This window comes from Micromonospora sp. NPDC000668, assembly GCF_042897975.1.
Taxonomy (GTDB): domain Bacteria; phylum Actinomycetota; class Actinomycetes; order Mycobacteriales; family Micromonosporaceae; genus Micromonospora.
Genome location: NZ_JBIAYP010000001.1, coordinates 1,837,221 through 1,861,760 on the forward strand (window position 1 = coordinate 1,837,221; position 24,540 = coordinate 1,861,760).

Sequence of the window (24,540 nt, forward strand, 5' to 3'; positions counted from 1 at the left end):
CTGCGCCGTGTCCGCCGCGGCGACGGGGCCGGGCTGGGTGAGGGCGGCGCCGGCGTGGACGGTGCTGTCCCACCGGGCCGGAGGACTGGGATGTGGCCCGCCATCCGTTCGCCTCTCCACCTGCCCCAACATTGCTCTACCAGGGGCTTTACCGTCTTGTCCGGTTTGCGACACCGCCCTCCTACCCCGTTGACGGGGTCCCGGGCCGGCCGGGTGTCAGCTCTACCCGGCGAGTTCACCGGTGCCGAGCGACCGGTGCACGGTCACCGTGCCGGGCAGCGCAACGCACGCCGCGCGCACGTGGTCGATCTTCGCGGCGCGTTCCGGGTCGTCCCGGTCGAGCAGGACGCCGAGGGCGGTGCCGCTGTGCGCGATGACCAGGCCGTAGCCGTCCACCTCGCGGCAGAGCCGGTGCAGCACGTCGAAGTGCCGGCGCGGGCGCAGTTTGCCGTTCAGCACGGCGCTGCGGGTGGTGACCTCGCCGACGGCAGGAAGGTCTCCGGCGCGCACGGCCGCGGTGAGCGCGGTCAGCAGCCGCGCGTACTCCCGCTTGTCGGCCTCGTCGAACGGCTTGGGGATGCGGTTGAAGCGGATGGTGTCCACCGCGCCGCCCTCGTCGTGCGCCACCACGGTGAGCGGGGGCAGCACGCCGATCCGTTCCCGCAGCCGCACCTCCCGGTGATGGAAGGCGACGATCCCGTCGTACATCACACCGTCGGAGGGCTCGATCCGGCGCAGCAGCGACTCGATGGTGCGCTCGCTCAACGTCCTGCCGAACGCGTCGCCGACCGCTCGAGCGGTGGCCACCAGGTCCGCCGACGAACTGGCGTAGCCCTTCCCCTCAGCCAACCCGCCGCCCAGCTCCAGCACCCCACCGCCGGGAAGGCCGAACAGGTCCATCATCGTGGCGGCCAGCCGGGCCGACTTCCGCTTGTGTCGCGGGAAGACCCGGACCCGGGCCAGCTCGCTGGACGGCCAGAAGGTGGCGGTCGCCCACTGCGCCATCGGGAACGTCACCAGGAAATCCCGGTCGGCGTCGGGTAGCACGCCCTGCAACAGCTCACCGAAGGTGCCGAACGCGGTGCCGACGCCGAGTCGGCCGGTGGCCGCCGGCAGCACATCCGGGTCGGCCGTGCACGCCACCTCGCCCGGTCTCACGATCAGACTCCCCCGTTGCGTCGGTTGCCGCCGGTCACGTTACGTCGCTGCTACCGATGCCGGGCGCGGCTGACCAGACTAACGTTCCAGCAGTCAACATCATCTTTGGGAAGCAGCTTCTGACGTGCGAAAACTGACCTACTACATCGCCACCAGCCTGGACGGCTTCATCGCCGGGCCGGACGGGGAGTTCGACTTCTTCGCGTTCGAGGGAGATCTGGCGGCCGCCATCCTGGCCGACTACCCCGAGACCATGCCAACCCACGCGCGGGAGCCGCTGGGGATCGCCACAGCGGCGAACAACAGGTTCGACACCGTCCTGATGGGCCGCGCGACCTACGAACCGGGCCTGGCCATCGGCGTCACGAGCCCGTACGGCCACCTGCGGCAGTACGTGTTCTCCCGGACGCTGGAGCAGCGTGATGCGGCGGTGGAGATCGTCGCCGGCGAGCCGGCGGAGTTCGTCCGCGAGCTCAAGCACCTGGACGGGATGGGCATCTGGCTCTGCGGCGGCGCGACGCTCGCCGGCCAACTGGTCGATGAGATCGACGAGCTGATCATCAAGCGTTACCCCGTGGTCCTCGGCTCCGGCATTCCCCTGTTCCGGGCGCCCTTCGCCGTGACGGGCTTCGCGCTGGCCGACACCCGGGTGTTCAACACCGGCGCGACCATTTCCACCTATGTCAAGCACTGAAAGAGGGCCGATGTTGTTCCGCGCCACCACCGGGGCCGATCTCGACCGGGTCACCGGCTTCTCCATCGACGACGCGATCAGCGCGATCGACGCCGACCGCTACCTGGACGAGTTGGGCCAGGGGATGTACCGGCCGGAGTGGACCTGGATCGCCGAGGTCGACCAGCGGGTGGTGGGCCGCGCGCTGTGGTGGGGGCAGGCGTCCAGCGCGCACCCGGTCGCCCTGGACTGCCTGCACGTCGAGGCGTCTGTCGACGACCGTGCGGCCGTCGCGGCCGACCTCCTCGGCGCGGGGCTGCGGGCCTTCGCGCAGCAGGGTGCGCCGAAGCCGCCGCTGTACAACCTGACGCTGCCCAACGACTGGCGCGCCGATGAGTCCGTCTCCGCGGCGGTGGCCTGGCGGCGCAGAGCGGCGCTGGCGGTCGGGCTGACCGACGAGGTGGAGCGGCTGCGGTTGGAGTGGACGCCGGAGGCCGGGGTGCCCTCGGCCAGCGGCAGGCTCGTCTTCTCGACGGGCTCCGACGAGGAGTTCCTGGACGTGTTCCGTCGGATCGCGGTGGGCAGCCTGGACACCGAGACCCGCCGGAACCTTGCGGTCAAGGGCCCGGAGCTCACCGCCCGGGAGGAGATGGACTTCTACCTGGACTGCCCGGGCGAGCGGGCGTGGTGGCGGCTGGCCCACACCGCCGATGGGACGCTCGCCGGGCTGGCGATCCCGTCCGCGACACCGTACAACCGCAATGTCGGGTACCTGGGCGTGGTGCCGGAGCTGCGCGGGCACCGCTATATCGACGACGTCCTCGCCGAGATCACCCGGTTCCACGCCGAGCAGGGGGCCGAGCTGATCACCGCCACCACCGACACGACGAACGTGCCGATGGCCGCGGCGTTCGCGCGGGCCGGTTACCGCACCGCGCAGATCCGGCTGCTCTACTCGGCCCCGGAGTCATGAGGCGAGCACCGTGGCGAGGTCGGTGCGGGAGGTGACACCGAGCTTGGGGAACGCCCGGTACAGGTGGTGCCCGACGGTTCGTGGGCTCAGGAACAGCTGCGCGGCGATCTCCCGGTTGGTCGCGCCCGTCGCGGCCAACCGGACGACCTCGCGTTCCTGAGGGCTCAGCCGGCTGAGCGGTCCGCCCAGGGACGGTTCCGCCGCGTCGCCGCTGGCCCGCAGTTCCGCCCTGGCCCGGTGGGCCCACGGCTCGGCGCCGAGCGCCGTGAAGGTGTCGAGTGCGTCCCGCAGGTGGCCGCGCGCTTCGAGTTTCCGGCGTGCGCGGCGCAGCCACTCCCCGTAGAGCAGCCCGGTCCGGGCCTGGTCGACAGCGCTGCCGCCCCGGTGCAGCCGGACGGCCGACCCGAAATGCTGCTCCGCCTCGCCGTCCGATGCGGTCAGGGCACGACAGCGGTGGGCCAGCGCGGCGAGCGCCGGGCGACCGGTCGTCTCGGCCCACTCGTCGAGGAGACGCACCGGTTCGGCGGCCCGCTCGGGTCGCCCGGCGCGCACCGCCGCTTCGACGAGATCGGGCAGCAGGAAGGCGCCGAACAGCGGATGACCGGATGCCGCCCGCGCCGCCTCGAACCGCTGCAGCGCCGCGTCCGCGCGGCCGAGGCCGAGGTCGAGCAGGCCCAGCGCCCACAGGGCGTCCGCCGTTGCCCGGCCGATTCCACGTGGCTGGGTGTACGACATCGCGTCCCGCGCCAGCCGACGGGCCTGCTCCTCCTCCCCGCGTACCGCCGCCAGGGTCGCCAGGACGGCGCGCAGGTGGGCGGCCCGGTGCGCCAGGTCGTACCCCTCGGCCAGCCGGAGTCCCTCGGCTGCGTGCATGGACGCGGCGTCGTGCTGCCCGAGGGTCAGCTCCACCCGGGCGAGCAGGTGCAGCGCGGTGGGCAGCCACCCACCCATGCCGCTGTCCCGGCAGTGGTCGACGGCCTCGGTCGCGATCTCGTACGCGGTCTCGTCATCGGCGGTCAGGTGGCAGTAGATCCCGGTCATCAGGCGGTCCATGAACCCGGTGTCGGTGCGACCGCCCGCCGCCACGAGTGGTCGGAGCGCGCGCAGCGCCCCGGGCACATCGCCGGCGAACAGGCAGCCGGGCACGGCCAGCACCGGCTCCGCGGGGGCCTGGGCCGCTACCGCCGCGATCAGGTCGGCGTTCCCGGAGGAGAACGCGGCGTGCAGGGCGTCCACCAGCAGCGCGGGAAGTTTGTCCGGCCGGCGGGGACCGATCTGGTTGGCGCAGTCGAGCAGTATGCGGCCGGCGACGTCCGGGCTGCCGTACCCGAGCTCTACCACCGCCCGGACCCGCGCGAGGTCCGCGGCCAGGCCGGGGTCCTGCGACGCCACCTCGACCATCGCCGCGAGCCGACCGCCCCGCTCGTCCTGGCCCGCGTCGGCGGCGGCCTGCGCGGCGGCGATGAACCGGCGCGCCCGGTCCTCCGGCTCGGCCGTGAGTTGGGCTGCCCGCTCGTACGCCGCGGAAGCCGACGCGAGCGCCTGCCGGCCGCCGGCCCAGACCGCGACCCGCTCCAACTCGTCGGCGACCCGGTCGTCCGGCCCGGTCGCCGCGGCGGCCAACTGCCAGGCGCGCCGATGCGCGTGCTCGGGTGCGACGAGTACCGCCGCCATCGCCTGGTGCGCGGCGACCCGGCCGGCGAACGGACTGCCCTGGTACGCCGCGTACCGGATCAGCGGATGCCGGAAGCGCAGCACGTCGCCGGTCAGCACGATGAGATCGGCGCGCTCGGCAGGCTCCAGGTCACCGACCGTCGCGCCCGCGGCCCGCAGGATCAGGTCGAGTGTTCCGGTGTCGTCCGCGGCTGCCATCAGCAGCAGCGCCCGGGTGGCCTCGGGGAGCCGGCGGATCTGATCCTGGAAGGCGTCCAGGACCCGGTTCGAGGGCGCGGACAACGTCAACGGGCTGAGCTGACCGGCGCGCTGTGTCGGAGTCAGTGCGGCGGAGAGTTCCCGCAGCGCGAGCGGGTTGCCCTGCGCTTCGTCCAGGATCCTCTCCCGGACGTACGGCGGCAGGTCCACGACCAGTGCCGCGGCGGCCTCCTGGTCGAGCCCCGCGAGGTGCAGCGTGGGAAGCCCGACGACCCCGGCCACGCCGGCGGTGTCCCGGGCGGCGAAGATCAGCACGACGCCCTCGACCTGCAACCGGCGGGCGGCGAACGTCAACGCGTCCACCGATGCCCGGTCGAGCCACTGCACGTCGTCCACCAGGCAGAGCAGCGTCCCCTCGCCGGCCGCCTCCGCCAGCATGGTGAGCACGGCCAGGCCGATGACGAAGCGGTCCCGCACCGTGTCGTCGGTGAGCCCGAAGACCGCCCGCAGTGCCCTGGCCTGGGGGCCGGGCAGCTGGTCGACGAGGTCCATGACCGGCAGGAACAACTGGTGCAGGCCGGCGAAGGCCAGCTCGGTCTCCGACTCCAGGCCATCGATCCGCAGCACCCGCATCCCGGACGCGCGAGCGGCGGCGTAGTCGAGCAGCGCGGTCTTGCCGATGCCGGCTTCGCCGTGGACCAGCAGAGTGCTGCTCGCGCCGTCCACGGCAGCGTCCAGCATCCGGTCGATCTGGTCGCGCTCGGCCGCCCGGCCCTGCATCACGTACCCCCGTCGTCACCGGTCCCGCCGGCCGCCGTAGCGCCGACGCGACGCCGTGCAGCCGCCCGCCGAACCTCGGAGGCGCAGGTCATGAACCTAGCCGATTGCATTTCTTTCGCCGCGCCGAGCGTCTGGGCGTCGGCGGCGGCCGACTCCGCGCGCGCCGCGGGTCGGGCGGTGGCCCGGCCCGCGGCGTCGGTCGTTCCGGGGCCGGACGCATCCGCCGCGAGTCGCGGATCACCCCGAGGCGACGGCCTTCAGGATCGCGTCGCGGGACGCGGTCACCTCCCGGCGCAGCTCGTCCAGGTCCACGCCGACCAGGTGCCCGTCCGCCTTGCGAATCCGTCCGGCCACCACGACGGTCTCGATGTTGCGGGGGTCCGCCCCGAGCACCAGGGTGCCGACCGCGTCGTTGAGCGGCATCGTGTTGATGTCATCGGCCCTGACCACCAGCAGGTCCGCCTGCTTGCCCGGGGTGAGGGAGCCGGTCACGTCGCCGAGTCCGTTGGTACGGGCTCCCTGCAGCGTGGCGAAGTCCAGCACGTCGCGGGTGGTGATCCGGTACGGCACGGTGTCCGTGCCGTAGGCGGCGTTTACCGCACGCATGCGCTGGATCGCGTGCAGTGCTCGCATCTGGGTGAACATGTCGCTGGCCAGTGCGACCTCCACGTCGATGCTGAGCCCGGGCCGGATACCGGCGGCCAGCGCCTCCTCGATCGCGGGCACCGCCGTCTCCAGACCGATCTGCGCGTCGGAGGTCGGCGCCAGCGACACGGTCACACCGGCGTCGCCCATCGCCCGCCACGCGTCCGCAGTGAGGCCGGTGGCGTGGATAAGGGTCAGGCCCGGGTCGAGCAGGCCGTCGGCGGCCCAGCGCAGGATCGCCGCGGAGGACGGCGCGCCGAACACCGCGTCGATACTGACACCGAGGCCGAGATCGTGGGCGACGGCCGCGAGTTCCCGCCCGTAGGCCAGTGCCGGGCCGGCGATCTCATCGGTGGCCAGCGCTGCGAGGCGCAGCGTCACCAGGCCGTCGCTAACCCCGTGGTACGCCCCATGCAGGCGTTCCAGGTCGCCGGGCCACTGGCGGTCCCAGTCGCCGAAGTGTGGCCCCATCGATGCGTGCACGCCCCGGATGCCGGTGTCGACCAGCGCCTGGATCGCCGCGTCCGAATGCGCCGCCGTGCGGGAGTTGTGCGAGAAGTCCAGCATCGTGGTGATGCCGGCATCGAGGGCGGTGAGCGCGGCGAGGCGGGTGCCCACGTACATGTCGTGCGGCGTGTATGCGGGCGCGACCCTGGCCAGCGTCGACATCACGTACTCCCCCAGGTCGGTCACGTCGGGGATGCTGCGGCGCAACTGCGCCTGCCAGGCGTGCCGGTGGGTGTCGACGAATCCGGGGCTGACGATCCGCCCGGCGGTGTTGATCACGGTGGCGCCCGCCGCTTCCGGATGCGACCGAAGGTCGGGGCCGACCGCGACGATCCGGTCCCCGCGTACCAGCACGTCACCTCGCTCCAGGTCGCCGATTCGCGGGTCCATCGTGACGACCGTGCCTCCGGTGAACAACAGCATTGGGGTGTCTCCTTCGCTACGTGTGGTCACTGCTGGTGGAACACGTATCCGGCGTGGTGCAGCACGCCGTCGGTGAACAGGCCGTACGCCCAGAAGCCCAGGTCGTCGTGGTAGACGATCCGGTCGCCGTCGATCCAGAACGACCCCTGGTACGCGTGTGGCCGACCACCCCGTGTCTCGTCGTACCGGCCGTCGGCGGTGAGTTCCTGGTGCACGAAGCCGCTCTCGTCGATCCACATGCCGAGGTACGGGCTCTGCTCCGACCGCGGGCGGACGTCGGGCTCGATCGGGGCGGGCGTGAGCCGGCGGCCGTTGAAGAGCGCGATCTCACCGTCGACGACGATCGCGGCTGCCTGTTCCGGCCACCAGACGATCATCTCCAGGACGGACGCGCCCGAGGTCCGGTCGGCGACCACGGCGAAGGTGGCAGGGTTACCGGGCGTGAGCGCGCCGACCCGGTCGGCGGGGCGGGCGCGCAGGCCGGCGACGGCGACACCGTCGATGACCGCCGGCACGATGGTCAGTCCGGTGCAGTCGACGACGATCGCGCCGTCGTCCTCGGCCGCGGTGTGCAGGCCCGGCCCGACTCCGACGATCACCTCGCCGTCGAGCAGCAGGTCGGCGGCAGAAAGGTCACCAATCGCCGGGTCGAGCGTGTGGATGGTGGCGTTGACGAACATCAGTGGGCGACGCCGGTCACCGGTATTCGCGGTAATCCTCGCCAGCACCGCCTCGTCGAGCATCGGGATGCTCACGACGTACCTCCGAAAGGGGTTGGGGTTTGGTCCTCCCACCGTCGGACGTATCGGAGCCGGCAACCAGACCGGGCGTAACCGGGGTGCGGCGCACCCTGCCTGGTCGAAGCCAGCCTGGTTACCGTTGGTGGCATGCCAACCACCGCGCTCGGGACGTTCCTCACCGCTCGGCGTGCCCGGCTCACGCCGGGCGACGTCGGCCTCGTGTCCAGCGGCGTCCGGCGGGTCGCGGGGCTGCGCCGCGAGGAGGTCGCGGTGCTGGCCGGGGTGAGCGTCGACTACTACACCCGTCTGGAGCAGGGACGGGAGCGCAACCCGTCAGCTTCGGTGCTGGACGCCGTGGCCCGGGCGCTGGACCTCGGACCGGACGCCCGCGACCATCTCTTCCGACTGGCGGACATATCGCCCGGCAGCGCGCCGGGTCCCGCCCGGCCCCGGGTCGAGCAGAGCCTGCGGGAACTGCTCGACGCCTGGCCGGACACTCCGGCGATCGTCATCGACCGGCGGCTCGACCTGCTGGCCCGCAACGCGCTGGCGGATGCGTTCTACGCGGACTTCGCGGAGGCGGACAGCATCGTCCGGATGACCTTCCTGGACCCGGCTGGCGGCACGTTCTTCGTCGACTGGCAGCGAGCCGCCGAGGCGTGCGTGGCGAACCTGCGCCTGGCCCTCGGCCATGACCCGCACGACCGGCGGGTGCGGGAGCTGGTCCAGGAGGCGAGTGCGGCCAGCCCGGAGTTCCGCCGGCTGTGGGCGCGCAACGACGTGCAGGGCAAGACGCACGAGACGAAGACGTTCCGGCACGGCGCGGTGGGCGAAATGACGCTGTCGTATCACACGTTCGACGTGCGGGGCGCTCCCGGCCAGCAGTTGATCGTGTACCGCGCGGAGCCGCACAGCCGAAGCGCTGAGGCGCTTCGGCTGCTGGGCACGCTGGCCGCCAGCAACTGGCCCATGTGAGGCTTTCCGTCAGGTCGCCGGCGAACTCCATCTGGATGCGGTCACTGGCGTACGTCCTGTTCTTGTCGCGGAAGGCGACGGATCACGTCTGTCGGTGCCGGCGGCCGGCTGTGTAGGCGGGTCAGACCGACCCCGACGAGCACGACCACCATCCCGATGGCGATCCGGAGGCCGAAGTCCTCGTCGAGCACGATGACCCCCAACGCCACCGAGACCACCGGCAGCAGATAGCCGACGGCCGCCGTGTTGGTGGCGCCCTCGGCGGCGATGTTCCGGTAGGTGAGGTGGAAGGTGGCTCCGGTGGCGACGACGCCCAGGATCACGACGGCGATCAGGGCCTTCGGGCCGATCTCGATCGACGTCAGACCGCCGGCCGGCAAGGTCACCGCGGTCAGGCCGGTCGCCGCGATGAGCTGCGCCGCGGACAGCGAGATGGTGGGGACGCCCTTGCCGACCAGGTTGCGGCCCATGTACGCGAAGCCGACGGCGTAGCTGGCCGCCGCAGCGACGATGGCGAGGGCGCCCCAGCCGATCGGCCCGGTCGTCTCCCACGGAGCGAAGATCAGCACGACCCCGGTGAACCCGAGGAGGAGCCCGCCCAGCCGGGCCGGCCGGAGCCCGCGCTCGGTTCCGATGACGACGCCGATCAGCAGCGACCACAGCGGGGTCGTCGCGTTCAGTGCGCCGGCCACCCCCGAGTCGATGGTCTGCTGGCCGATGCTGAACATGGCGAACGGCAGTGCGTTGCAGAACAGGGCGGCCACGACGATGTGACCCCAGGTCCCCCGGCCCCGGGGCAACCGCCGGCCCGAGGCCAGGCATGCGACCAGCAGAGCGGCCGATCCGAGTACGCAACGGCTGAGGGTGACCTGGACCGGAGTCAGTGCGTCCAGGGCCAGCTCGATCCAGAGAAAGGTCGATCCCCACAGCAGGGCGAGCACGCCCACCCGCGCCCACGCCCATGTCCTGCCCACGACACCGTCACCCCTGATCTCCTTGATCGGCCCCCATGAACGGTGCCGCACCCCAACCCGTAAGGACAAGCAAAAGATTCTGCACTTACGTTAAGTTGTGCTACATGCTTGATGTGAGACGCATGCAGGTGCTGCGGGCGGTGGTCACCAGCGGGTCGGTGACCGCAGCGGCGGCGCACCTCGGCTACACCCCCTCCGCCGTCAGCCAGCAGGTGGCGGCCCTGGAAAAGGAGGCCGGGATCGCGCTGCTCGAACGGGCCGGCCGGGGTGTGCGGCCCACGGCGGCCGGTCAACTGCTCGTCGGGCACGCGGCCGTCATCAGCCAGCACGTGGCCGAAGCGGAGACCGCGCTGGCCGACCTGCGCTCGGGGCGGACGGGCCGGCTGACTGTCCGCTATTTCGCCTCGGTCGGCCCGACCCTGCTGGCACCCGCCCTCGCCCGACTCCGGCGCGAGCATCCGGGCGTGGCGATAGACCCCAAGCTCACCGATCCGGATGATCCACTGCCGGAGGTGGAGCGGGGCAACGCCGACCTGGCCATTGTGGTCCGCCGACCGAGCGACGAAATCCGCCAGGGCATCCGCGTGGTGCACCTGCTCGACGACGCGTATCAGGCTGTGTTGCCTGTCGGACACCCGCTCGCCGCACAACAGGTGATCGACCTGGCCGACCTCGCCGGCGAACCGTGGGTCGGCAGCGAACCGCCCGGCCCCTGCCTGGAGCCAATTACCGACGCCTGCGCCGCAGCAGGCTTCAGTCCGGATTTTGTCGCGAGGTCGGAGGACTACGCCACGGCCCAGGGATTCGTCGCAGCCGGCCTCGGCGTCAGCCTGATCCCCCGACTCGGGCTGGGCACCCGCCATCCCGGCGTCGCCACCCGCCCGGTCCGCCGTCCAGAGCCGATCAGGAGGATCTACGCCGCGGTCCGGGAGATCTCACTGGCCCAGCCGGCACTGCGCGCGCTGATCGACGCCCTCATGGACGCCACGAAGGAGTGACACGTGGGCGTCCCGGCCAGCAGCCTGGCGCTATTCGCCCTTGGTCGGTGCGGGCGAGCGGCCGCGGTAGCCGATGGCGCCCTCGCCCACCCGCTGGTAGGTGCCGACGAATGCGTCGCCGGGGCCGGTGAACGCGACCGTCCCGGTGTTGCCGCGCTTGTCCCGCCAGCTCGCCCTGGCCAATGGCAACGAGTCGGCACCGATCGCGAAGGTGATCCCGTTCGAGCGGTACCAGCCGCCGCCCCATCCCTCCTCCGTGTGGTACCAGTGTTTCGCCATGCCGGCGTCGGGGTGATCGGCCCGCCACCGCCCGGTCAGCGAGCCGCGCAACTCGTGCGGCGACTCCGCACCAGCCGGCCGGCACCAGCCGTAGAAGCCGTCCAGCTCGGCGGTGAAGGTGACCGCGTACTCCGCGCCGGAAGCGTCTGCCCAGGCGAGGTCTGCGAGCAGGCTCTGCTCGCCGCGGTCCACGTACGCGATGACCGTCGGGCCGGGCTGCCACGCGCCGCCCATGGCCTGCAGTGTGCGGGTCGAGTACCGGAGCACCGGTTCCTCGGCCTCGCGCTGGTCCATGGCCCGCGCGGACCGGCCCCGGTCGAACACGGCGTCGATGGTGATCCGGTTGAGCCAGAGCATGCTGCGGGCGTCAACGGCACTGGCCAGCCGGAGCTTGTTCGCGCCCGGCCGCAGCCGGCCAGCGGGTATGGCGAAGTCCATGTGCTGAAAGAGGTCTCCCCCGCCCGGGATGTGCCAGCCGTGCACCAGGCACCGATCGTTGACGGAGATGTCGAGCGGCGCGAACCCGACCGCACTGCCCAGCTTCGACACCAGCGCCACGATCCCCAGGGTGGCTTCCCCGTTGGCGTCCGCCGCCGGAACGTCGAACGTCATCTCCACGGAGCCGTCGGCGTCCAGCTTGAGATGTCTCCCGGCCTCGGTGCCACGGTTGATGCTCAGGACGGCGTTCGCGGTCGACGCCGGTTTCTGGGCGAAAGTCACGTAGGTCGGTTGCATCGCGCGATGCTATCCGCCGGGCAACAGGGCAGAGACCGGCCTCGTCAGGGCAACCAGGCCGGTGCATGCTCGGCCGGTCAGCCCTCATCGTTGACCGTCGCCCGCTCACCTCTCGTGCCGGCTGGTAACCGTTCGACCCGATTGCTACTGGCCCATCGATGGCCCGGGCGGCTCACCCCACCAGGTTCAGGACCCCCAGGACAATCGACAAAGCGATCGCGACCAGCGTGATGCCGGCGACGGCGCGCATGACTGTCCGGGTGGCTCGGCTGCCTCCGGTGCCCTCAGCAAGGCGGCCCATCATCTCCGTCCGCGCGTCGATGGAGTACGGGTTGGTGCTCGTATCCACGTAGCTGCGCTTCAGCCAGTCGCGGTCTGGATTCGGGTCCTGAGTCGTGCCCATGCACTCAGTGTGGGCCGTGGCGCAGGGAGCAGGAAAGACTCCGAACGGAGCACGGATCTCGCACATGGGTCGGTGAGATCTTGCGCCTCGCGCGTCGGTCCGCTTCGGAGTTGACGGACGCGCTTGCTCATGCCAATAATAGTTGGCATGAGCCAAGGTGAGCTATGGGAGAGCTGAGCGGCGATCGGCTGATCGAGGTCCTTGCCACTCTGGCCAGTCCGCACAGACTGCGTGTGCTCGCCGCACTGACCGGCGGACGCGCCTACGTCTCACAGCTCGCCCGCGATCTGGGCATCAGCCGCGCACTGCTGCAGGTGCACCTCAAAAAGTTGGAAAAGGCCGGGCTGGTCACCGCGCATCTGGAGTTGTCCGAGGACGGCAAGGCACTCAAGTACTACGAGGCCACGCCGTTCTCGCTGCACCTCACGCCTGACGTGGTGGCGGCTGCCGCCACGACCCTGAGCACCGCCGGAGACGGCGACGCCGTACCGAAAGGAAAAATCTAGATGGACGTCGGCTCGGTCTTCCTCGTCGTCATCGCCGCCCTGCTCATCTCGGTTGTCTGGTATGCGGGCGTCCGCAAGCGGGCTACGGTGTCGAACGAACTGCAGCGGCAGTACGCCGAGCAGGCCGCCGAAACACAGCGCCTGCTCACCGACGTGAGCGCGCAGTTGGCCGATCTGAACCGGCGCACCGCGGACATGCAACGCATCCTCAAGGACGCCGAATGACCGCCCTCGGCCTCAGTCCGCCGGTCACACTACTCAACGTTCCCAACGTCATCACCGCCGTACGAACGGCCAGCTCCGTCGGGCTCGCCGTGGCAGCGCTGACCCACCGCAGCGCCCACCTGCTCGTCGCCGCGTACCTGATCTACTGGATCGGTGACATCCTCGACGGCGTCGCCGCCCGGGGGCTGGGACAGGAGACGCGCACCGGCGCGGTCTTCGACATCGTCGCGGACCGTGCCTGCACCTCGGCCTGTGCCGCCGCACTGGTCGTGCTGCGGCCCGCCACCGCCCTGCCGGTCGCGGTGTTTCTGGTCCAGTTCATGGTCATCGACCAGTTGCTGAGCCTGATGTTCCTGCGCTGGCCGCTGCTGAGCCCGAACTACTTCGCCTGCGTCGATCGCCGCATCTACCGGTGGAACTGGTCTCCGCCGGCAAAGGCGCTGAACACCGCCGCGGTGGTGATCCTGGCGATCTTCGCGCCGATGGCCGCGGCCGTCACGTTCGCCCTCGGGGTCGCCGCGGTGAAGGTCGTCTCGTTGGTCTGCGCCGCCAAGTTGCCGGCGGGCCTGCCGCACACCCGGCCATGATCGCCGTCCTGGCGGCTGCGGCCGTCGGGCTCCTGTCGGCTTTCCTGCCGTTCACCCCGGCCGAGCCGTACCTGATCGCGGTCGTAGCGACGACCGGCACGCCGCCCGTGGCGCTCGGCGTAGCCGCCGCAGCCGGTCAGACTGCCGGCAAGGTCCTGATCTTCCTCGGTGCGCGCGGCGCGATCCGCTCGACTTGGCTGCAACGCCGGCTCAGCAGACGCCCGCCCACCGCGCCGGAGCCACCAGGCCGATTGGGCACGATCCTCGCGCGTCCGAAGGCGGCCGGTGCGCGACTCGTCGAGGTGATGGAACGCCCCCGCCAGGCGACCGGGGTGCTGCTGGTCAGCGCCGTCACCGGATTTCCACCGCTGCTGGCCGCCAGCGTCTACCTGGGCCGCACACCCATGCGCCCGGTCGCCTTCGCGGCGACGTGCCTGCTGGGCCGAGCGATCCGCTTCGTAACGATCGCGCTGGCCCCGCAGCTCGCCGACTACTGAACGGTGGCCGCCGGCCCGGCATCGACATGGGCACTGTCCCGACGCCGATACAACAGCAGGGCCACAGTGGTCCGCGGCCACAAAACGGTTTGGCGTGCTCGCACCGCACAAAGCAAAGGCACAATACGAACCGCGATCCTCCGCGTACGAACGCTCTCGCCAATCCCGGCGCCCCTTTGCATTCGACTGGATCAGCGGACCTCGCGTCCAAGATCACGTGCGCTCTTCTGCCGCCGATAAAGCGCGGTGCCGACTGTCCCACTGGCGACGTCCTGCACGCTTTGACCACCGGCCGCATCCGCTGGTGAGGAACAGCAGAGGGTGCGTGGCCGCTCTATCTCGATCATCACCCTGTGCTCCACAACCACCGGTTAGAGGCCGACGAAGAGCCTCATCGCCGCCAAGACTGTGGACCCTAAAGAACGGCGTCGCCGCGTTGCTCCACCCGGTCGGTACCCAATGGCGGAACTTGCTGCCTCGTGTGGTCGAGTTCCGGCCAGACCTCTAAACCGACGGGCAGGAGCAGCTCCGGCACCAATTTGCGGGGTCGCACGATGTCACGAAGGTCTGCTCGTGGTATCGGGCCAACCGCCTCCGTTGCGCCTGCTAGGTACCGCTGGTGCGCTGGATCTTCGCCAGTGCTGCGGCGAACTCGGCGTCGGTGAGCGCACCACGCTGGTGTTGCCGGGTCAGCGCGTGGATGTTCCGCCGCTGGTCAGCGGTTGGACCACCACGGGTGATGCGGCGCGAGCCGGCTCCGGCGGATGGGCTCGTCGTCCCGGCACCAGCGGTGGAGGGCCCCGCAGGCCCACCGGTCTGCGCACGATGCCGGGGCTGCACGTCGCGGTGGTGTGCTCGCAGTGTCGTCAGGATTTCGTCATAGTGCTCTGGCCAGGTGGCCAGCCGCCCCAACTCGGGCCGGAACGTGAACGGCCGGAGCATGTCACCGCGCTGGAGCGCAGTCTGGACCGGCACCCCGTCTGTTCGCTCAATGATGATCGCGGAGCGGCCCATGTCCAGACCTGCGATGGTGGCGATACCGCTGTGGATGGCCGCCACCGATTCCCAGGGCACCGTGGTCGTGCGCAGAAGGGTCCGGGACCGGATGCCGCCGGCGCTGACGTAGACGCCAAGCATCGTCTGCCGTACGGCGACGGCGAAACAAACGGCCAGCCACGCCCCGAAAAGGACCGCAACCGGCGCAGGCACCGCCCGCTCGCGCACATACACGATCGCGAGGAACGTGGTGAAACCAGCCACCCCGACCAGCCCCAGCATCGCGAAGCCGGTCGCGGCGTCGAGAGAGTACGGGCGCTGCCATCTACCCATGCCGCCATGGTGACCGACGGCGTCCAGCCGCCGTCAGATGTCTGGGACTTCAAGCAGGTAGTCAGACCGCTGGTTCTCATCGTCCACCAGAGCCTCCACGCGTGCCTCCGGGGACCAGGGTCGGCCGGCGTAGATCGTCACCTTTTCGGGGAACTGGTCTAGGCGCTCCACCAAGTCGATCAACCGCATACTCACACCTTCAGTCTGAGAGGACGAAGACCACCGGCCCGGATGCCCGAAACGCCTGCTCGTGGACGGGGGCCTGGTCACAGGTCGTGCCCGCTCGCGCCCATTCGGGGTACCGGCTACTGGCACGTCACCCTGATCCGGAAGAACGGGCGGCGTGATCCCGGTAGCTGTTCACCTCGTGCTGTGGACGGGTCGCTGTTTCTGGTAGGGATAGCCGCTGCGCGTGCTGCTGGCTCTGACTGGGGTCAGGTGACCCGTGGATGCATGATGGGACGGTGGAGAGCCAGAACCTCAGCCGCGAGGATTACCAATCTGCCTTACGCGTAGGGGAAGTGCTGCGCGAACGGGGTTGGCGAAGGGCCTTCAGCCTTCCGCAGATGGTGGAAGGGTGGTCCGGACTGATCGAGGAAATCCGTGAAGGCTATGACTGGTGTACCGACGAGTACAGGAACGACCTGGTCTGCCGCGAATGGCTTGATCAGGCGCTGCCCTTGCTCACCGAGCCCGTGCGGGAGAACTGGCAAGTCATTGTGGATCAGCTGGACGAAAAGTTCCGCGAGGTAACCGTCGACGATGGTGCGGCCTTTTGGCCGTTCGGCGTGACTGACCCATGGTGGCTGCGGCGCCGGCCCAAGGTGCTGATCGGCGAACTTGCCCGCGACCTGGGCTGCAATGGAGGCGATGGGACCAGCGCCGCCGGTGGCTAGCCGCCGTTTGAAAGGGCAGCCTCGGTCAGTCGGTGAGCACGTGGCGCCGCCGGTAAAAGGCGTTGGCGGGCGGCAGGGCGAGCAGCACGAGGGCGACCAGCAGCGAGGGCGACGCCACGAACCCCGTAACGGTGGCTACGGGCTCAACCCACGCGGGTATCAGCTGACCGGCGACCGCTTTGACGCTGTCCCACTCGGTCACCTCCGGGACCTCTCCTGAAGGGGCCGGGATGAGGGCCAGGGCCCGCCAGCACCCCGCCACCGCCAGCGTCACGCCGCCGACGATCCAGGTGACGATCCGGGTCCAGTTCCTGCCGACGAGGTTGACCAACGCCAGCAGCAGGATGGCGAGCGCGACCAGCGACACGACCAGGCCGACGCCGATGAGGAACATCATCGGCAGGGCGGCGAACGTACTCGGCGCGCCTACCCGCTCGTGCGCCGTCAAGTACGCGTCCTGGTTGACCGCCTCCGCGGCCACCTGCCCCAGCCGTGCCAGGCCGCTCAGCGCTAGCAGCAGGCTGGACCCGACGACGACGAGGGTGGACATTCGTCGCCGGGTCACCTCCGTCGTGGACTTCCCGTAGTCATGAGAACGGATGCTAGTGCGTGGCCCGTCGATTCCATGAGAGCAGATCTCCTGGGCGAGCTGGCGGCGGCAGCAGAGCCGCATGGGCTGATCATCCGGGTGCTCGCCTACACGGGGCTTCGCTGCGGTGAGCTGGCGGCGCTGCGGGTGCGGCGCGTGGACCTGGTGAAGCGTCGGCCGCTGGTGGCGGAGTCGGTGACCGAGGTCAACCGTCGGGCGGTGTTCGATACGCCGAAGACGCATCAACGCCGGTCGGTGCCGCTCCCCCGGTGCCTGGTAGAGCCGATGTCCGCGCAGATCGCCGGCCGCAATGGCGACGAGCTGGTGTTCACGTCCCCGGCTGGCGAGGTGTTGCGGAACAACAACTTCCGTCGCCGGGTCTTCGATCAGGCTGCGGAGTCGATCGGGCTCGCCGGCCTGACACCACACGAGCTGCGGCATACTGCGGCCAGTCTGGCGGTGGCTGAGGGCGCCAACGTGAAGGCGGTGCAGCGGATGCTCGGGCACGCCTCGGCGGCGATGACGCTGGACGTGTACGCGGACCTGTTCGAGGACGACCTGGACCAGGTGGCGGACCGCCTCGACCGGGCGGCGGGTCGTGCTACGGCGGACTCAGTGCGGACTGAGGGCCTCGGTCCGGATCTTGATGCGGTTCGTCCGGGTCGTCGGCAGCATGGCTGACCAGGGATTTTGCTTGGTGGACCAGATGTGGCAGAACCCGAACCTCATTCACCCTGTTCAGGGCCCGATCGTGACGCTAGCGGCCGTACGCCGATGCATGCCCTGACCGGTTTGGCTGGTCACCCGCCGCACCGCCAACATCGGTGGTGCTGCCCTCGGTTCTCGCACCGCCACGGAGGGGTTTACGGCGCTTCGCCCCAGATATTCGATCATGGCAGGAATGCGGACCTGGCCTGTCGTTCAGCGAGGCCCGCATCGCAGGTGGCTCACGCATGTTCAGTGCTGAGCAGGTTCCCACCACACCAGGTTGGCGGCCACCTGAGCGACGGGCTCGATGATCTCCCACCCCTCGACGATCAGCCCGTCGCCAATCCGCCAGATGTCGACGACCGCGATCTCCGGTCCCGCGTCGGGAAGCCACCGCCGCGAGTACACCACGACGTGATCACCGTCGGCCAGCACCTGATGAATCTCGACCTGAATGCCGGCGAGCGGCACCAGCGCGGCGTCGACGGCGGCGAGCCACTCCGACTTGGTCGAGGTGGTCGTGCCCGGTCGGTGGTGGATGAAGTCGTCGCTGAGGAACGGTGCGAGCGCGTCGACGTCGCCGGTCTCGATCAGTCCTGCCAGCGCCCGTTGGACGATGCTCTTGTTCTCGGTGGTCATGAACGCAGTGTTTCCGCGGCCGCTTCGGTTGTCGATGACATCGGACTTCATGGCGTCCGGCTCGAAGATGAGTACGCTCCATGATCGTGTACACGGTGGGGGAACTCCTGCGGCAGTGGCGTCAGCGCCGAGGGCTCAGCCAACTTGACCTCGCGATTGCCGCGGACGTCTCGGCTCGTCACGTCAGCCTGGTCGAGACCGGCAAGTCCAGGCCGAGCGCCGATATGATCCTCCGGCTCGCGGAGCAGCTCCACGTTCCGCTGCGTGATCGCAACCGGCTCCTGCTCGCCGCCGGCTTCGCACCTCGGCACGATGAGCGTCCACTCGACGACGACGCACTGTCGGCGGCCTTCGACGCGGTCCGGCGGGTGCTTCGCGCGCACGAGCCGTACCCGGCGCTGGTATTCGATCGCCGGTGGAACATCGTGATGACCAATCGCGCCGTCGACCCGTTCTTCGCGCGGGTTGCGCCCGACCTGTTACGGCCGCCGGTCAACCTGGTGCGGCTGGGACTGGATCCGCGCGGGTTCGCGCCCATGGTCGTCAACCTGGCCGACGTGCGAGCGGTGTTCCGCAACCGGATCACGCGCCAGCTCGCCATCGCACCCGACCCCGAGCTCACCGCGCTCTACGAAGAACTGCTCGCGCCCGAACCCACGGGTCCGTCGAGCGAGCGGATCGAGTCAGACGTCGTGATCCCGATGATCCTTCGCATCGGCGGACGGGAGCTGCGGCTGTTCTCGACCATCACCACGTTCGGCACCCCGATGGACATCACGCTGGACGAGGTCGCGATCGAGTCCTACTACCCGGCGGACGCGGAGAGTGCCGCCTACTTCACGGAATAGCGCACTGTCCTGCCGCAGATAAAAGCGCGGTGGTGACGGCCAGCCTGCTCACGAGGCACTTACCCCAGCGGTTCGGGCACCGCTACATCCGGTTTTACGTTGCCCAACTCAGCGCTATTGGTGGGGCGGGCGGGACTCGAACCCGCGACCGAGGGATTATGAGATCAAAATGGACGATCCGTCGACCTGGGCATGTGGTGGTCTAGCAGCGGAAACGCCTCTCGACATCTCTCACCACTCCCCCGCTGTCCGTCGCCCTCTTGCGGACCAGATGCGGACTGCGCCGCCTGGACTCCACCCCCAGGCGATCGTAGGCTCGTTTCGTGGTGTCAGTGATCGAGACGGTGAGGCTTGTTATCGTTGTCGCGATCCTGCTGCCCCTCCTGGTGCTCATGGTGATCGCTCTGTTGAAGCCACGAAGCTCCCGGTCCGACGACGGGCCCCCTGATTTGCTTCACCCTCCGCCGGACGGAGGCGCTGGCGACGATGCAGGTGGCGGTGGGAACTAGTTTCAAGCGGCCCGCGAAGGCAGATCGTCAGTTTGGAAGAGCGTGCTCAACTGGTCGTGATGCCCGAAACGCCTGCACCCAGGGGCCTACCCGTTTGCCTCTCGCGCCCGCTCGTGCCCGATGGGTGCCATGGCTACTGGCCCACCGATGGCCCGTGAGTCCAGGCGTCACCTGGCTTGGAACCGACCAGTCAGGCGATACGCGGCGTGCATTTCCAGGACAACTCGGGTCTGTGCTTGCAGCGGGCCGGGTGGCGTTGCGGGGTCAGCGAAAGCCACTTCGAGCACCTCCGTGCTCTCCGGCTCGATCACGCCTGACCATCGTCGCGCTTCAAAGCACATGGCGAAGCAGTGCATCCGGTCCCCGTTGGGATAGGTGATGACGTGAGCATCCGGCTCAGATAGGCAACCGAAGGCGGCGAGATCGGAGCTGTCGACTATGAGTCCGGTCTCCTCTCGGACCTCATCGATCGCGGTACCGACGAAGCTTCCTCCTGGCTCGGCGGCCCCTGCCGGTATCTCCCACAAACCAGAATCACGACGTCGCTGGAACAAGACGTGCTCAGCCGCGTCGAGGAGAACGACCTGAGCTCCGGGCATGAGCAGCAGTCGAGACCCGACCAACTGTCGAAGTTGCCAGGTGTAGGAACCGACATAACCCATCCGGTGATCAAACCAGAAGCGTGGCGTTGCCGCGCTAACCACGGAGCGGCGGATCTCCTCGTCGGGCAGTCGTAGACCGTCCAGCATCCCCGGACGGGGTCCAGGTGGAGCGCCAGTCTCGCGGTGGCCGAGGGCGCGAACGTCAAGGCGGTGCAGCGGATGCTCGGGCACGCCTCGGCGGCCATGACGCTGGACGTGTACGCGGACCTGTTCGAAGACGACCTGGACCAGGTGGCGGACCGCCTCGACCAGGCGGCAGGTCGTGCTGCTGCGGACTCAGTGCGGACTGAGGGCGTCGGTCCAGACCTCGATGCGGTGCGTCCGGGTCCCCGACAGCATGGCTGACCAGGGCTTTTGCTTGGTGGGGCGGGCGGGACTCGAACCCGCGACCGAGGGATTATGAGTCCCCTGCTCTAACCGGCTGAGCTACCGCCCCGACACCGCGCCGGATCTTATCCCGCCCGGCGGTCAGCGGCCAGCACCGAGCCGGCCGGCGCCCACGCCTCAACCGCACGATGGGCAACAGGAATATAACAGCGCGCTGCCGCCTGTCCGGGGCCGCCGGGCAGCAGCCTGTCACCCGGCGCGCAGTTCCGCCAGGACGGCCCCGGCGGCGCGCCAGCCGCTGGCCAGCGCGCCCTGGATGGACGGGCTGTCCCGGTGGTCACCGGCCACGAACAGGCCCTCCCCGAGCGCCACCGGCTTGCGCAGCCGCCCCTGCGGTGGGAGCGCGGCGGGTAGCGCGTCCGGAACGGCCACGGTGGTGAGGTGCGTCCAGTCGGCGGTGGACCGGCCGTACAGCCGGGTCAACTCGGCCCGTACGGTCGGCTCGGGCGGGGCACTCGGGCCGACCACGGAGGTGGCCACCAGGTGCCGGCCGGTCGGCGCGTACGTCGGGGCGGCGTTGCTGAGCACCACGGTGTTGGTGACGATCTCCCGCCGGTCGCCGTCGACGAGCAGGATCGGCTCGGTCAGCGGTGGCTCGGGCGCGCTGTGGTAGTAGGTGGTGTAGCTGTGCATCCGTACCGTCGCCAGGGTCGGCAGCAGCGCGGACGCGGCGGGCGGGTCGACGGCGACCACGACGGCCCGGCAGCGGATGTCGCCGGTCTGGGTGCGGACCCGGCGGGGTGCGACCTCGGTGACAGGGCTGTCCAGGTCGATCAGGTCGGCCGGCAGCGGATCGGCGACGGCACTGGGCAGCGCCGCCATCCCCTCGGCGGGCAGGCCGATCCGGCCGCGGGCGAAGGACCGCAGCACCATCGCCAGCACGTGACTGGAGGTTGCCAGCTCCCGGTCGATGAACACGCCCGACAGGAACGGCCGCAGCAGTTCCTCGATGATCGCGTCGGAGAGGCCGGCCCGGCGCAGCGCCGTCTCGGCGCTGGTCTCCGGCGCGGTGAGCAGCCGGGATGCGGGCAGGGTGGCGCAGCCGGCGGCGAGCGTGGCGAAGCGCACCCGGTCGAGCAGGGAGCCGACGCCGGCCAACGCGGTGCGCGGCCCGCCGGTCGGTACGCGCAGCGGGTTGACCAGCCGCAGCAGGTCGTCACCCTTGCGCACCAGCACCCCGGGGGTGAAGTACCCGAGGTTGAGCCGCTTGGTGTCCAGCAGCGTGCCGAGCCGAGGGTAGGCGGTGTTGAGCACCTGGAAGCCGCGGTCGATCAGGTAGCCGTCGACGATGTCGGTGGCGACCCGGCCGCCGAGTCGGCCGCCGGCCTCCAGCAGCCGCCAGGGCACGCCGGCGCGGTGCAGGCGGCGGGCGGTGGCGAGGCCGGCCAGACCGCCGCCGACGATGACGACGTCGGTCTCAGCCAGCATCGCGCGCCTCCCGCTCACCGTTGGCCCGGGACAACCGGCCCGGCCACCAGACCTTCGGCCCGATGTCGTACGCGAGCGCGGGCACCAGCAGCGACCGGACGATGATGGTGTCGATCAGCACCCCGACGGCGACCGCGGTGCCCAGCTCGACCAGTACCACCAGCGGCAGGACGGCCAGCGCGGAGAAGGTGGCGGCGAGCACGATGCCGGCGGAGGTGATCACCCCGCCGGTGACCGCGAGGCCGGCCAGCACCCCGGCCCGGGTGCCACGTCTGACCGACTCCTCCCGGACCCGGCTCATCAGGAAGATGTTGTAGTCGATGCCGAGGGCGACCAGGAAGACGAACGCGAAGAGCGGGAAGGACGTGTCCACCCCGGGGAAGTCGAAGGCGTAGCGGAACAGCAGCGCGCAGAGGCCGAGGGTGGCCGCGAAGCTGAGCAGCACGGTGGCGATCAGCAGCAGCGGGGCGAGGAGCGCGCGCAGCAGCAGCGCCAGGATGACCGCGATGACCACCAGCACCACCGGGATGATGACGCTCTGGTCGCGCTTGGCGGCGTCGGAGGTGTCCACGTTGATCGCGGTGAAGCCGCCGACCACCGCGTCCGCGCCGGGCACCTGGTGTACGGCCGCCCGCAGCTCGCGGATGGTCCGCTCGGCGCCGTCGCTGTCGGGTGGGTCGGCCAGGGTCGCCTCCAGTTGGACCCGCCCGTCGACGACCTTCGGTGCGGTGGTCGGGTCGGGCGGGCCGGTCTGCTGGACGGCGCTGACCGGGCGGACCGCGGCGACGCCGGGCACGCCCTGCGCCACCTGAGCCACCTGCCGGGCGGTCTGCTCGGTGGCGAAGATGGTGGCCGGGCTGCCGGTGCCGGCCGGGTAGTGCCGGGAGATCACCTCCTGGCCGTCCACCGAGTCGGTGCGCTGGGTGAACAGGTCGGACTGGCCGAGGGTGGTGGCGCCGAGCTGGGTGAGGCCGAGCGTGAGGAGGGCCAGTACGGCGGCGGTGATCAGCCAGACCGGTCGGGCGTGCCGGGCGACGAAGCCGGCGATCCGGCTCCAGATGCCGTGCTCGGCGCGCGGGTCGGCCTGGTCGGCCCGGGGCCGCCGGGGCCAGAACGCCCATCGGCCGCCGAGCACCAGCAACGCGGGCAGGAAGGTGAGCATCACCAGCAGGGTGGCGGCGATGCCGATGGCGGCGACCGGGCCGAGCGCCCGGTTGGAGTTGAGGCTGGACAGCAGCAGGCAGAGCAGGCTGACGATGACCGTTCCGCCGGAGGCGATGATGGCCGGCGCGGCGCCCTTCCACGCCGTACGCATGGCCTCCCAAGGGTGGTCGTGCCGGTGCAGCTCCTCCCGGTAGCGGGCGATCAGCAGCAGCGCGTAGTCGGTGCCGGCGCCGAAGACCAGCACGGTGAGGATGCCCTGGGCCTGCCCGTTGAGCTTGACCACGTCGGCGTCGGCGAGCAGGTAGACGAAGACCGAGGCCAGCGCGTACGACATGCCGGCGGCCAGCAGCGGGAAGATCCAGAGCACCGGGCTGCGATAGACGATCAGCAGGATGATCAGCACCACGACCAGGGTGACCAGCAGCAGTGGCCCGTCGATGGCGGAGAACACCTCGATCAGGTCGGCGAGCAGGCCGGCTGGTCCGGCGACGTCCACGGTGAGCCCGTCCCGGTCACCACCGGTGATGTCGCGCAGTCGCTCGACGACGGTTTCGATCTCCTCGCCCGCGGCGTCGTCCACCGGCACGACGACCTGGAGCGCCTGGCCGTCCTCGCTGGGGATCGGTGGGGACAGCGGGGTGACCACGCCGGGCACCTGGGCGAAGAGGGCGGCGTCGGCGCTCACCCGCTGCCGGTCCGCGTCGGTGATGCCGGAGGTCCGCTCGTAGACGACCAGCGCCGGCACGGTCTGCCGGTCGACGAACTCGCCGCCGAGGTCCTGGGCGCGGGTCGCCTCGGCGTCGGTGGGCAGGAAGGCGGCGTTGTCGTTGGTGGCGACCTCGCTGAGGCGCCCGGAGTACGGCCCAGCCACGCCGCCGATCACCAGCCAGGCCAGCACGACCGCCACCGCGATCAGCGTGACCCGGCCGAAGCCCCCTCGTCCGGACATCCGCACCCATCCAGGATTCGACGCATCAATCGACGCAGCGGGATTCTAGGTCGACATCGACCATCCTGCCGGGCTAAACCGTCGCAGGAGGGTGAAACCGGATCGAACCGGGACGCAACGTGCTGACGGGTGCGCGGAGTACGAACACGAAGACGCCCGTCGGCGTACTTGCCGACGGGCGCTGAGTGGAGAAGCTCCCCCGATTGGACTCGAACCAATAACCTGCCGGTTAACAGCCGGCTGCTCTGCCAATTGAGCTACAGGGGACCGAACACCGCCCGACCCCGGATCTCTCCGACGCCGTGCGACGGGACAAGAGTACAGGACATCCCCCGGTGGTGGGCCAGTGGGTTCCGCCCCCGGCCACCCTTGATCAAGGCGTCCAGGTCAGCGTCGCGAGCCATCGACAATTCGGGTAAATCGTCATCCCGGCACAAGCAGGCTTGAGCGGAGAGCAGGATGGGTAGTTAGCTGCGGACAGA

At 70.2% G+C, this 24,540-nt stretch carries 26 protein-coding genes and 2 tRNA genes; 12 read left to right on the forward strand and 16 right to left on the reverse strand.

The annotated features are described in order from the left end of the window. Positions 1-222 precede the first annotated feature (222 nt). Positions 223-1,158 (reverse strand): kinase, encoded by a 936-nt coding sequence (locus ACFY29_RS08510; RefSeq protein WP_386984353.1) that lies wholly within the window; start codon positions 1,156-1,158, stop codon positions 223-225. Positions 1,159-1,282: 124 nt separating this feature from the next. Here ACFY29_RS08510 and ACFY29_RS08515 point away from each other — a divergent pair, with 124 nt between their 5' ends. After that, positions 1,283-1,852: a dihydrofolate reductase family protein gene (locus tag ACFY29_RS08515; protein ID WP_328419160.1), complete on the forward strand. Its 570-nt coding sequence runs from the start codon at positions 1,283-1,285 to the stop codon at positions 1,850-1,852. 10 nt (positions 1,853-1,862) lie between these two features. Beyond that, a complete protein-coding gene (locus ACFY29_RS08520) occupies positions 1,863-2,804 on the forward strand; it encodes a GNAT family N-acetyltransferase (RefSeq protein ID WP_386984356.1) in 942 nt (313 codons plus the stop codon). On the opposite strand, the gene ACFY29_RS08525 is transcribed toward ACFY29_RS08520, so the two are convergent. The 3 genes from ACFY29_RS08525 to ACFY29_RS08535 form a co-directional block, all read right to left on the reverse strand. Further along, positions 2,799-5,456, reverse strand: a complete 2,658-nt coding sequence (locus ACFY29_RS08525; protein WP_386984358.1) for a helix-turn-helix transcriptional regulator — start codon at positions 5,454-5,456, stop codon at positions 2,799-2,801. The two genes, ACFY29_RS08520 and ACFY29_RS08525, sit on opposite strands and share 6 nt — an antisense overlap. Before the next feature lie 237 nt (positions 5,457-5,693). Then, the gene (locus ACFY29_RS08530; RefSeq protein ID WP_386984359.1) at positions 5,694-7,031 is read right to left on the reverse strand and encodes an amidohydrolase family protein; all 1,338 of its coding nucleotides are present in this window, start codon (positions 7,029-7,031) and stop codon (positions 5,694-5,696) included. A gap of 26 nt (positions 7,032-7,057) precedes the next feature. Continuing rightward, entirely contained in the window at positions 7,058-7,786 is a 729-nt protein-coding gene (locus ACFY29_RS08535; RefSeq protein WP_386984360.1) for an Atu4866 domain-containing protein, read from the reverse strand. A gap of 132 nt (positions 7,787-7,918) precedes the next feature. Here ACFY29_RS08535 and ACFY29_RS08540 point away from each other — a divergent pair, with 132 nt between their 5' ends. Then, positions 7,919-8,746: a helix-turn-helix domain-containing protein gene (locus ACFY29_RS08540; protein WP_386984362.1), complete on the forward strand. Its 828-nt coding sequence runs from the start codon at positions 7,919-7,921 to the stop codon at positions 8,744-8,746. A gap of 41 nt (positions 8,747-8,787) precedes the next feature. On the opposite strand, the gene ACFY29_RS08545 is transcribed toward ACFY29_RS08540, so the two are convergent. Next, the gene (locus tag ACFY29_RS08545) at positions 8,788-9,720 is read right to left on the reverse strand and encodes a DMT family transporter (protein WP_386984364.1); all 933 of its coding nucleotides are present in this window, start codon (positions 9,718-9,720) and stop codon (positions 8,788-8,790) included. A 104-nt stretch (positions 9,721-9,824) separates the two neighbouring features. On the opposite strand from ACFY29_RS08545, the gene ACFY29_RS08550 reads away from it, so the two are divergent. Next, complete coding sequence (locus ACFY29_RS08550; RefSeq protein WP_386984366.1) at positions 9,825-10,718, forward strand: LysR family transcriptional regulator; 894 nt, start codon at positions 9,825-9,827, stop codon at positions 10,716-10,718. 30 nt (positions 10,719-10,748) lie between these two features. Here the strand turns inward: ACFY29_RS08550 and ACFY29_RS08555 are convergent, their stop codons facing one another. Both ACFY29_RS08555 and ACFY29_RS08560 read right to left on the reverse strand, forming a co-directional pair. Beyond that, entirely contained in the window at positions 10,749-11,732 is a 984-nt protein-coding gene (locus tag ACFY29_RS08555) for a hypothetical protein (protein WP_386984368.1), read from the reverse strand. Positions 11,733-11,904: 172 nt separating this feature from the next. Beyond that, positions 11,905-12,135 carry a hypothetical protein gene (locus tag ACFY29_RS08560; RefSeq protein ID WP_386984369.1) on the reverse strand — a complete coding sequence of 77 codons (231 nt, stop codon included), beginning with the start codon at positions 12,133-12,135 and terminating at the stop codon, positions 11,905-11,907. 164 nt (positions 12,136-12,299) lie between these two features. On the opposite strand from ACFY29_RS08560, the gene ACFY29_RS08565 reads away from it, so the two are divergent. Genes ACFY29_RS08565 through ACFY29_RS08580 form a run of 4 tightly spaced genes read left to right on the forward strand, consistent with a single transcriptional unit; the run spans position 12,300 to position 13,950 of the window. Next, positions 12,300-12,641 carry an ArsR/SmtB family transcription factor gene (locus tag ACFY29_RS08565; RefSeq protein ID WP_386984371.1) on the forward strand — a complete coding sequence of 114 codons (342 nt, stop codon included), beginning with the start codon at positions 12,300-12,302 and terminating at the stop codon, positions 12,639-12,641. Then, a complete protein-coding gene (locus ACFY29_RS08570) occupies positions 12,642-12,866 on the forward strand; it encodes a hypothetical protein (RefSeq protein ID WP_386984373.1) in 225 nt (74 codons plus the stop codon). Beyond that, on the forward strand, positions 12,863-13,453 hold the full coding sequence (locus ACFY29_RS08575) for a CDP-alcohol phosphatidyltransferase family protein (RefSeq protein WP_386984375.1): 591 nt from the start codon (positions 12,863-12,865) through the stop codon (positions 13,451-13,453). The genes ACFY29_RS08570 and ACFY29_RS08575 overlap by 4 nt, the downstream gene beginning before the upstream one ends. After that, positions 13,450-13,950 (forward strand): hypothetical protein, encoded by a 501-nt coding sequence (locus ACFY29_RS08580; protein ID WP_386984377.1) that lies wholly within the window; start codon positions 13,450-13,452, stop codon positions 13,948-13,950. The genes ACFY29_RS08575 and ACFY29_RS08580 overlap by 4 nt, the downstream gene beginning before the upstream one ends. 606 nt (positions 13,951-14,556) lie before the next feature. On the opposite strand, the gene ACFY29_RS08585 is transcribed toward ACFY29_RS08580, so the two are convergent. Then, positions 14,557-15,279, reverse strand: coding sequence for a PH domain-containing protein (locus tag ACFY29_RS08585; RefSeq protein ID WP_386984379.1), 723 nt, complete (start codon positions 15,277-15,279; stop codon positions 14,557-14,559). Between the two features lie 33 nt (positions 15,280-15,312). Continuing rightward, a complete protein-coding gene (locus tag ACFY29_RS08590; protein WP_386984381.1) occupies positions 15,313-15,468 on the reverse strand; it encodes a hypothetical protein in 156 nt (51 codons plus the stop codon). 275 nt (positions 15,469-15,743) lie between these two features. Here ACFY29_RS08590 and ACFY29_RS08595 point away from each other — a divergent pair, with 275 nt between their 5' ends. After that, positions 15,744-16,175 (forward strand): hypothetical protein, encoded by a 432-nt coding sequence (locus ACFY29_RS08595; RefSeq protein ID WP_386984383.1) that lies wholly within the window; start codon positions 15,744-15,746, stop codon positions 16,173-16,175. A gap of 25 nt (positions 16,176-16,200) precedes the next feature. On the opposite strand, the gene ACFY29_RS08600 is transcribed toward ACFY29_RS08595, so the two are convergent. Continuing rightward, on the reverse strand, positions 16,201-16,725 hold the full coding sequence (locus ACFY29_RS08600; protein WP_355609583.1) for a hypothetical protein: 525 nt from the start codon (positions 16,723-16,725) through the stop codon (positions 16,201-16,203). A gap of 75 nt (positions 16,726-16,800) precedes the next feature. On the opposite strand from ACFY29_RS08600, the gene ACFY29_RS08605 reads away from it, so the two are divergent. Next, positions 16,801-17,445, forward strand: a complete 645-nt coding sequence (locus ACFY29_RS08605) for a site-specific integrase (RefSeq protein ID WP_386984385.1) — start codon at positions 16,801-16,803, stop codon at positions 17,443-17,445. Between the two features lie 276 nt (positions 17,446-17,721). On the opposite strand, the gene ACFY29_RS08610 is transcribed toward ACFY29_RS08605, so the two are convergent. Beyond that, the gene (locus tag ACFY29_RS08610) at positions 17,722-18,111 is read right to left on the reverse strand and encodes a nuclear transport factor 2 family protein (protein WP_386984387.1); all 390 of its coding nucleotides are present in this window, start codon (positions 18,109-18,111) and stop codon (positions 17,722-17,724) included. Positions 18,112-18,191: 80 nt separating this feature from the next. On the opposite strand from ACFY29_RS08610, the gene ACFY29_RS08615 reads away from it, so the two are divergent. After that, positions 18,192-18,959 (forward strand): helix-turn-helix domain-containing protein, encoded by a 768-nt coding sequence (locus tag ACFY29_RS08615; protein WP_386984389.1) that lies wholly within the window; start codon positions 18,192-18,194, stop codon positions 18,957-18,959. A 676-nt stretch (positions 18,960-19,635) separates the two neighbouring features. Here the strand turns inward: ACFY29_RS08615 and ACFY29_RS08620 are convergent. Beyond that, positions 19,636-20,217: an NUDIX domain-containing protein gene (locus ACFY29_RS08620; protein WP_386984390.1), complete on the reverse strand. Its 582-nt coding sequence runs from the start codon at positions 20,215-20,217 to the stop codon at positions 19,636-19,638. 36 nt (positions 20,218-20,253) lie between these two features. On the opposite strand from ACFY29_RS08620, the gene ACFY29_RS08625 reads away from it, so the two are divergent. After that, a complete protein-coding gene (locus ACFY29_RS08625; RefSeq protein WP_386984392.1) occupies positions 20,254-20,475 on the forward strand; it encodes a hypothetical protein in 222 nt (73 codons plus the stop codon). A gap of 14 nt (positions 20,476-20,489) precedes the next feature. Here ACFY29_RS08625 and ACFY29_RS08630 read toward each other — a convergent pair. From ACFY29_RS08630 to ACFY29_RS08645, 4 genes are all read right to left on the reverse strand, one after another. Continuing rightward, positions 20,490-20,566, reverse strand: a tRNA-Ile gene (locus ACFY29_RS08630). 140 nt (positions 20,567-20,706) lie between these two features. Then, positions 20,707-21,945 carry an NAD(P)/FAD-dependent oxidoreductase gene (locus tag ACFY29_RS08635; protein ID WP_386984394.1) on the reverse strand — a complete coding sequence of 413 codons (1,239 nt, stop codon included), beginning with the start codon at positions 21,943-21,945 and terminating at the stop codon, positions 20,707-20,709. Beyond that, on the reverse strand, positions 21,935-24,058 hold the full coding sequence (locus ACFY29_RS08640; protein ID WP_386984396.1) for an MMPL family transporter: 2,124 nt from the start codon (positions 24,056-24,058) through the stop codon (positions 21,935-21,937). The genes ACFY29_RS08635 and ACFY29_RS08640 overlap by 11 nt, the downstream gene beginning before the upstream one ends. Before the next feature lie 194 nt (positions 24,059-24,252). Then, positions 24,253-24,325, reverse strand: a tRNA-Asn gene (locus tag ACFY29_RS08645). Positions 24,326-24,540 lie beyond the last annotated feature (215 nt).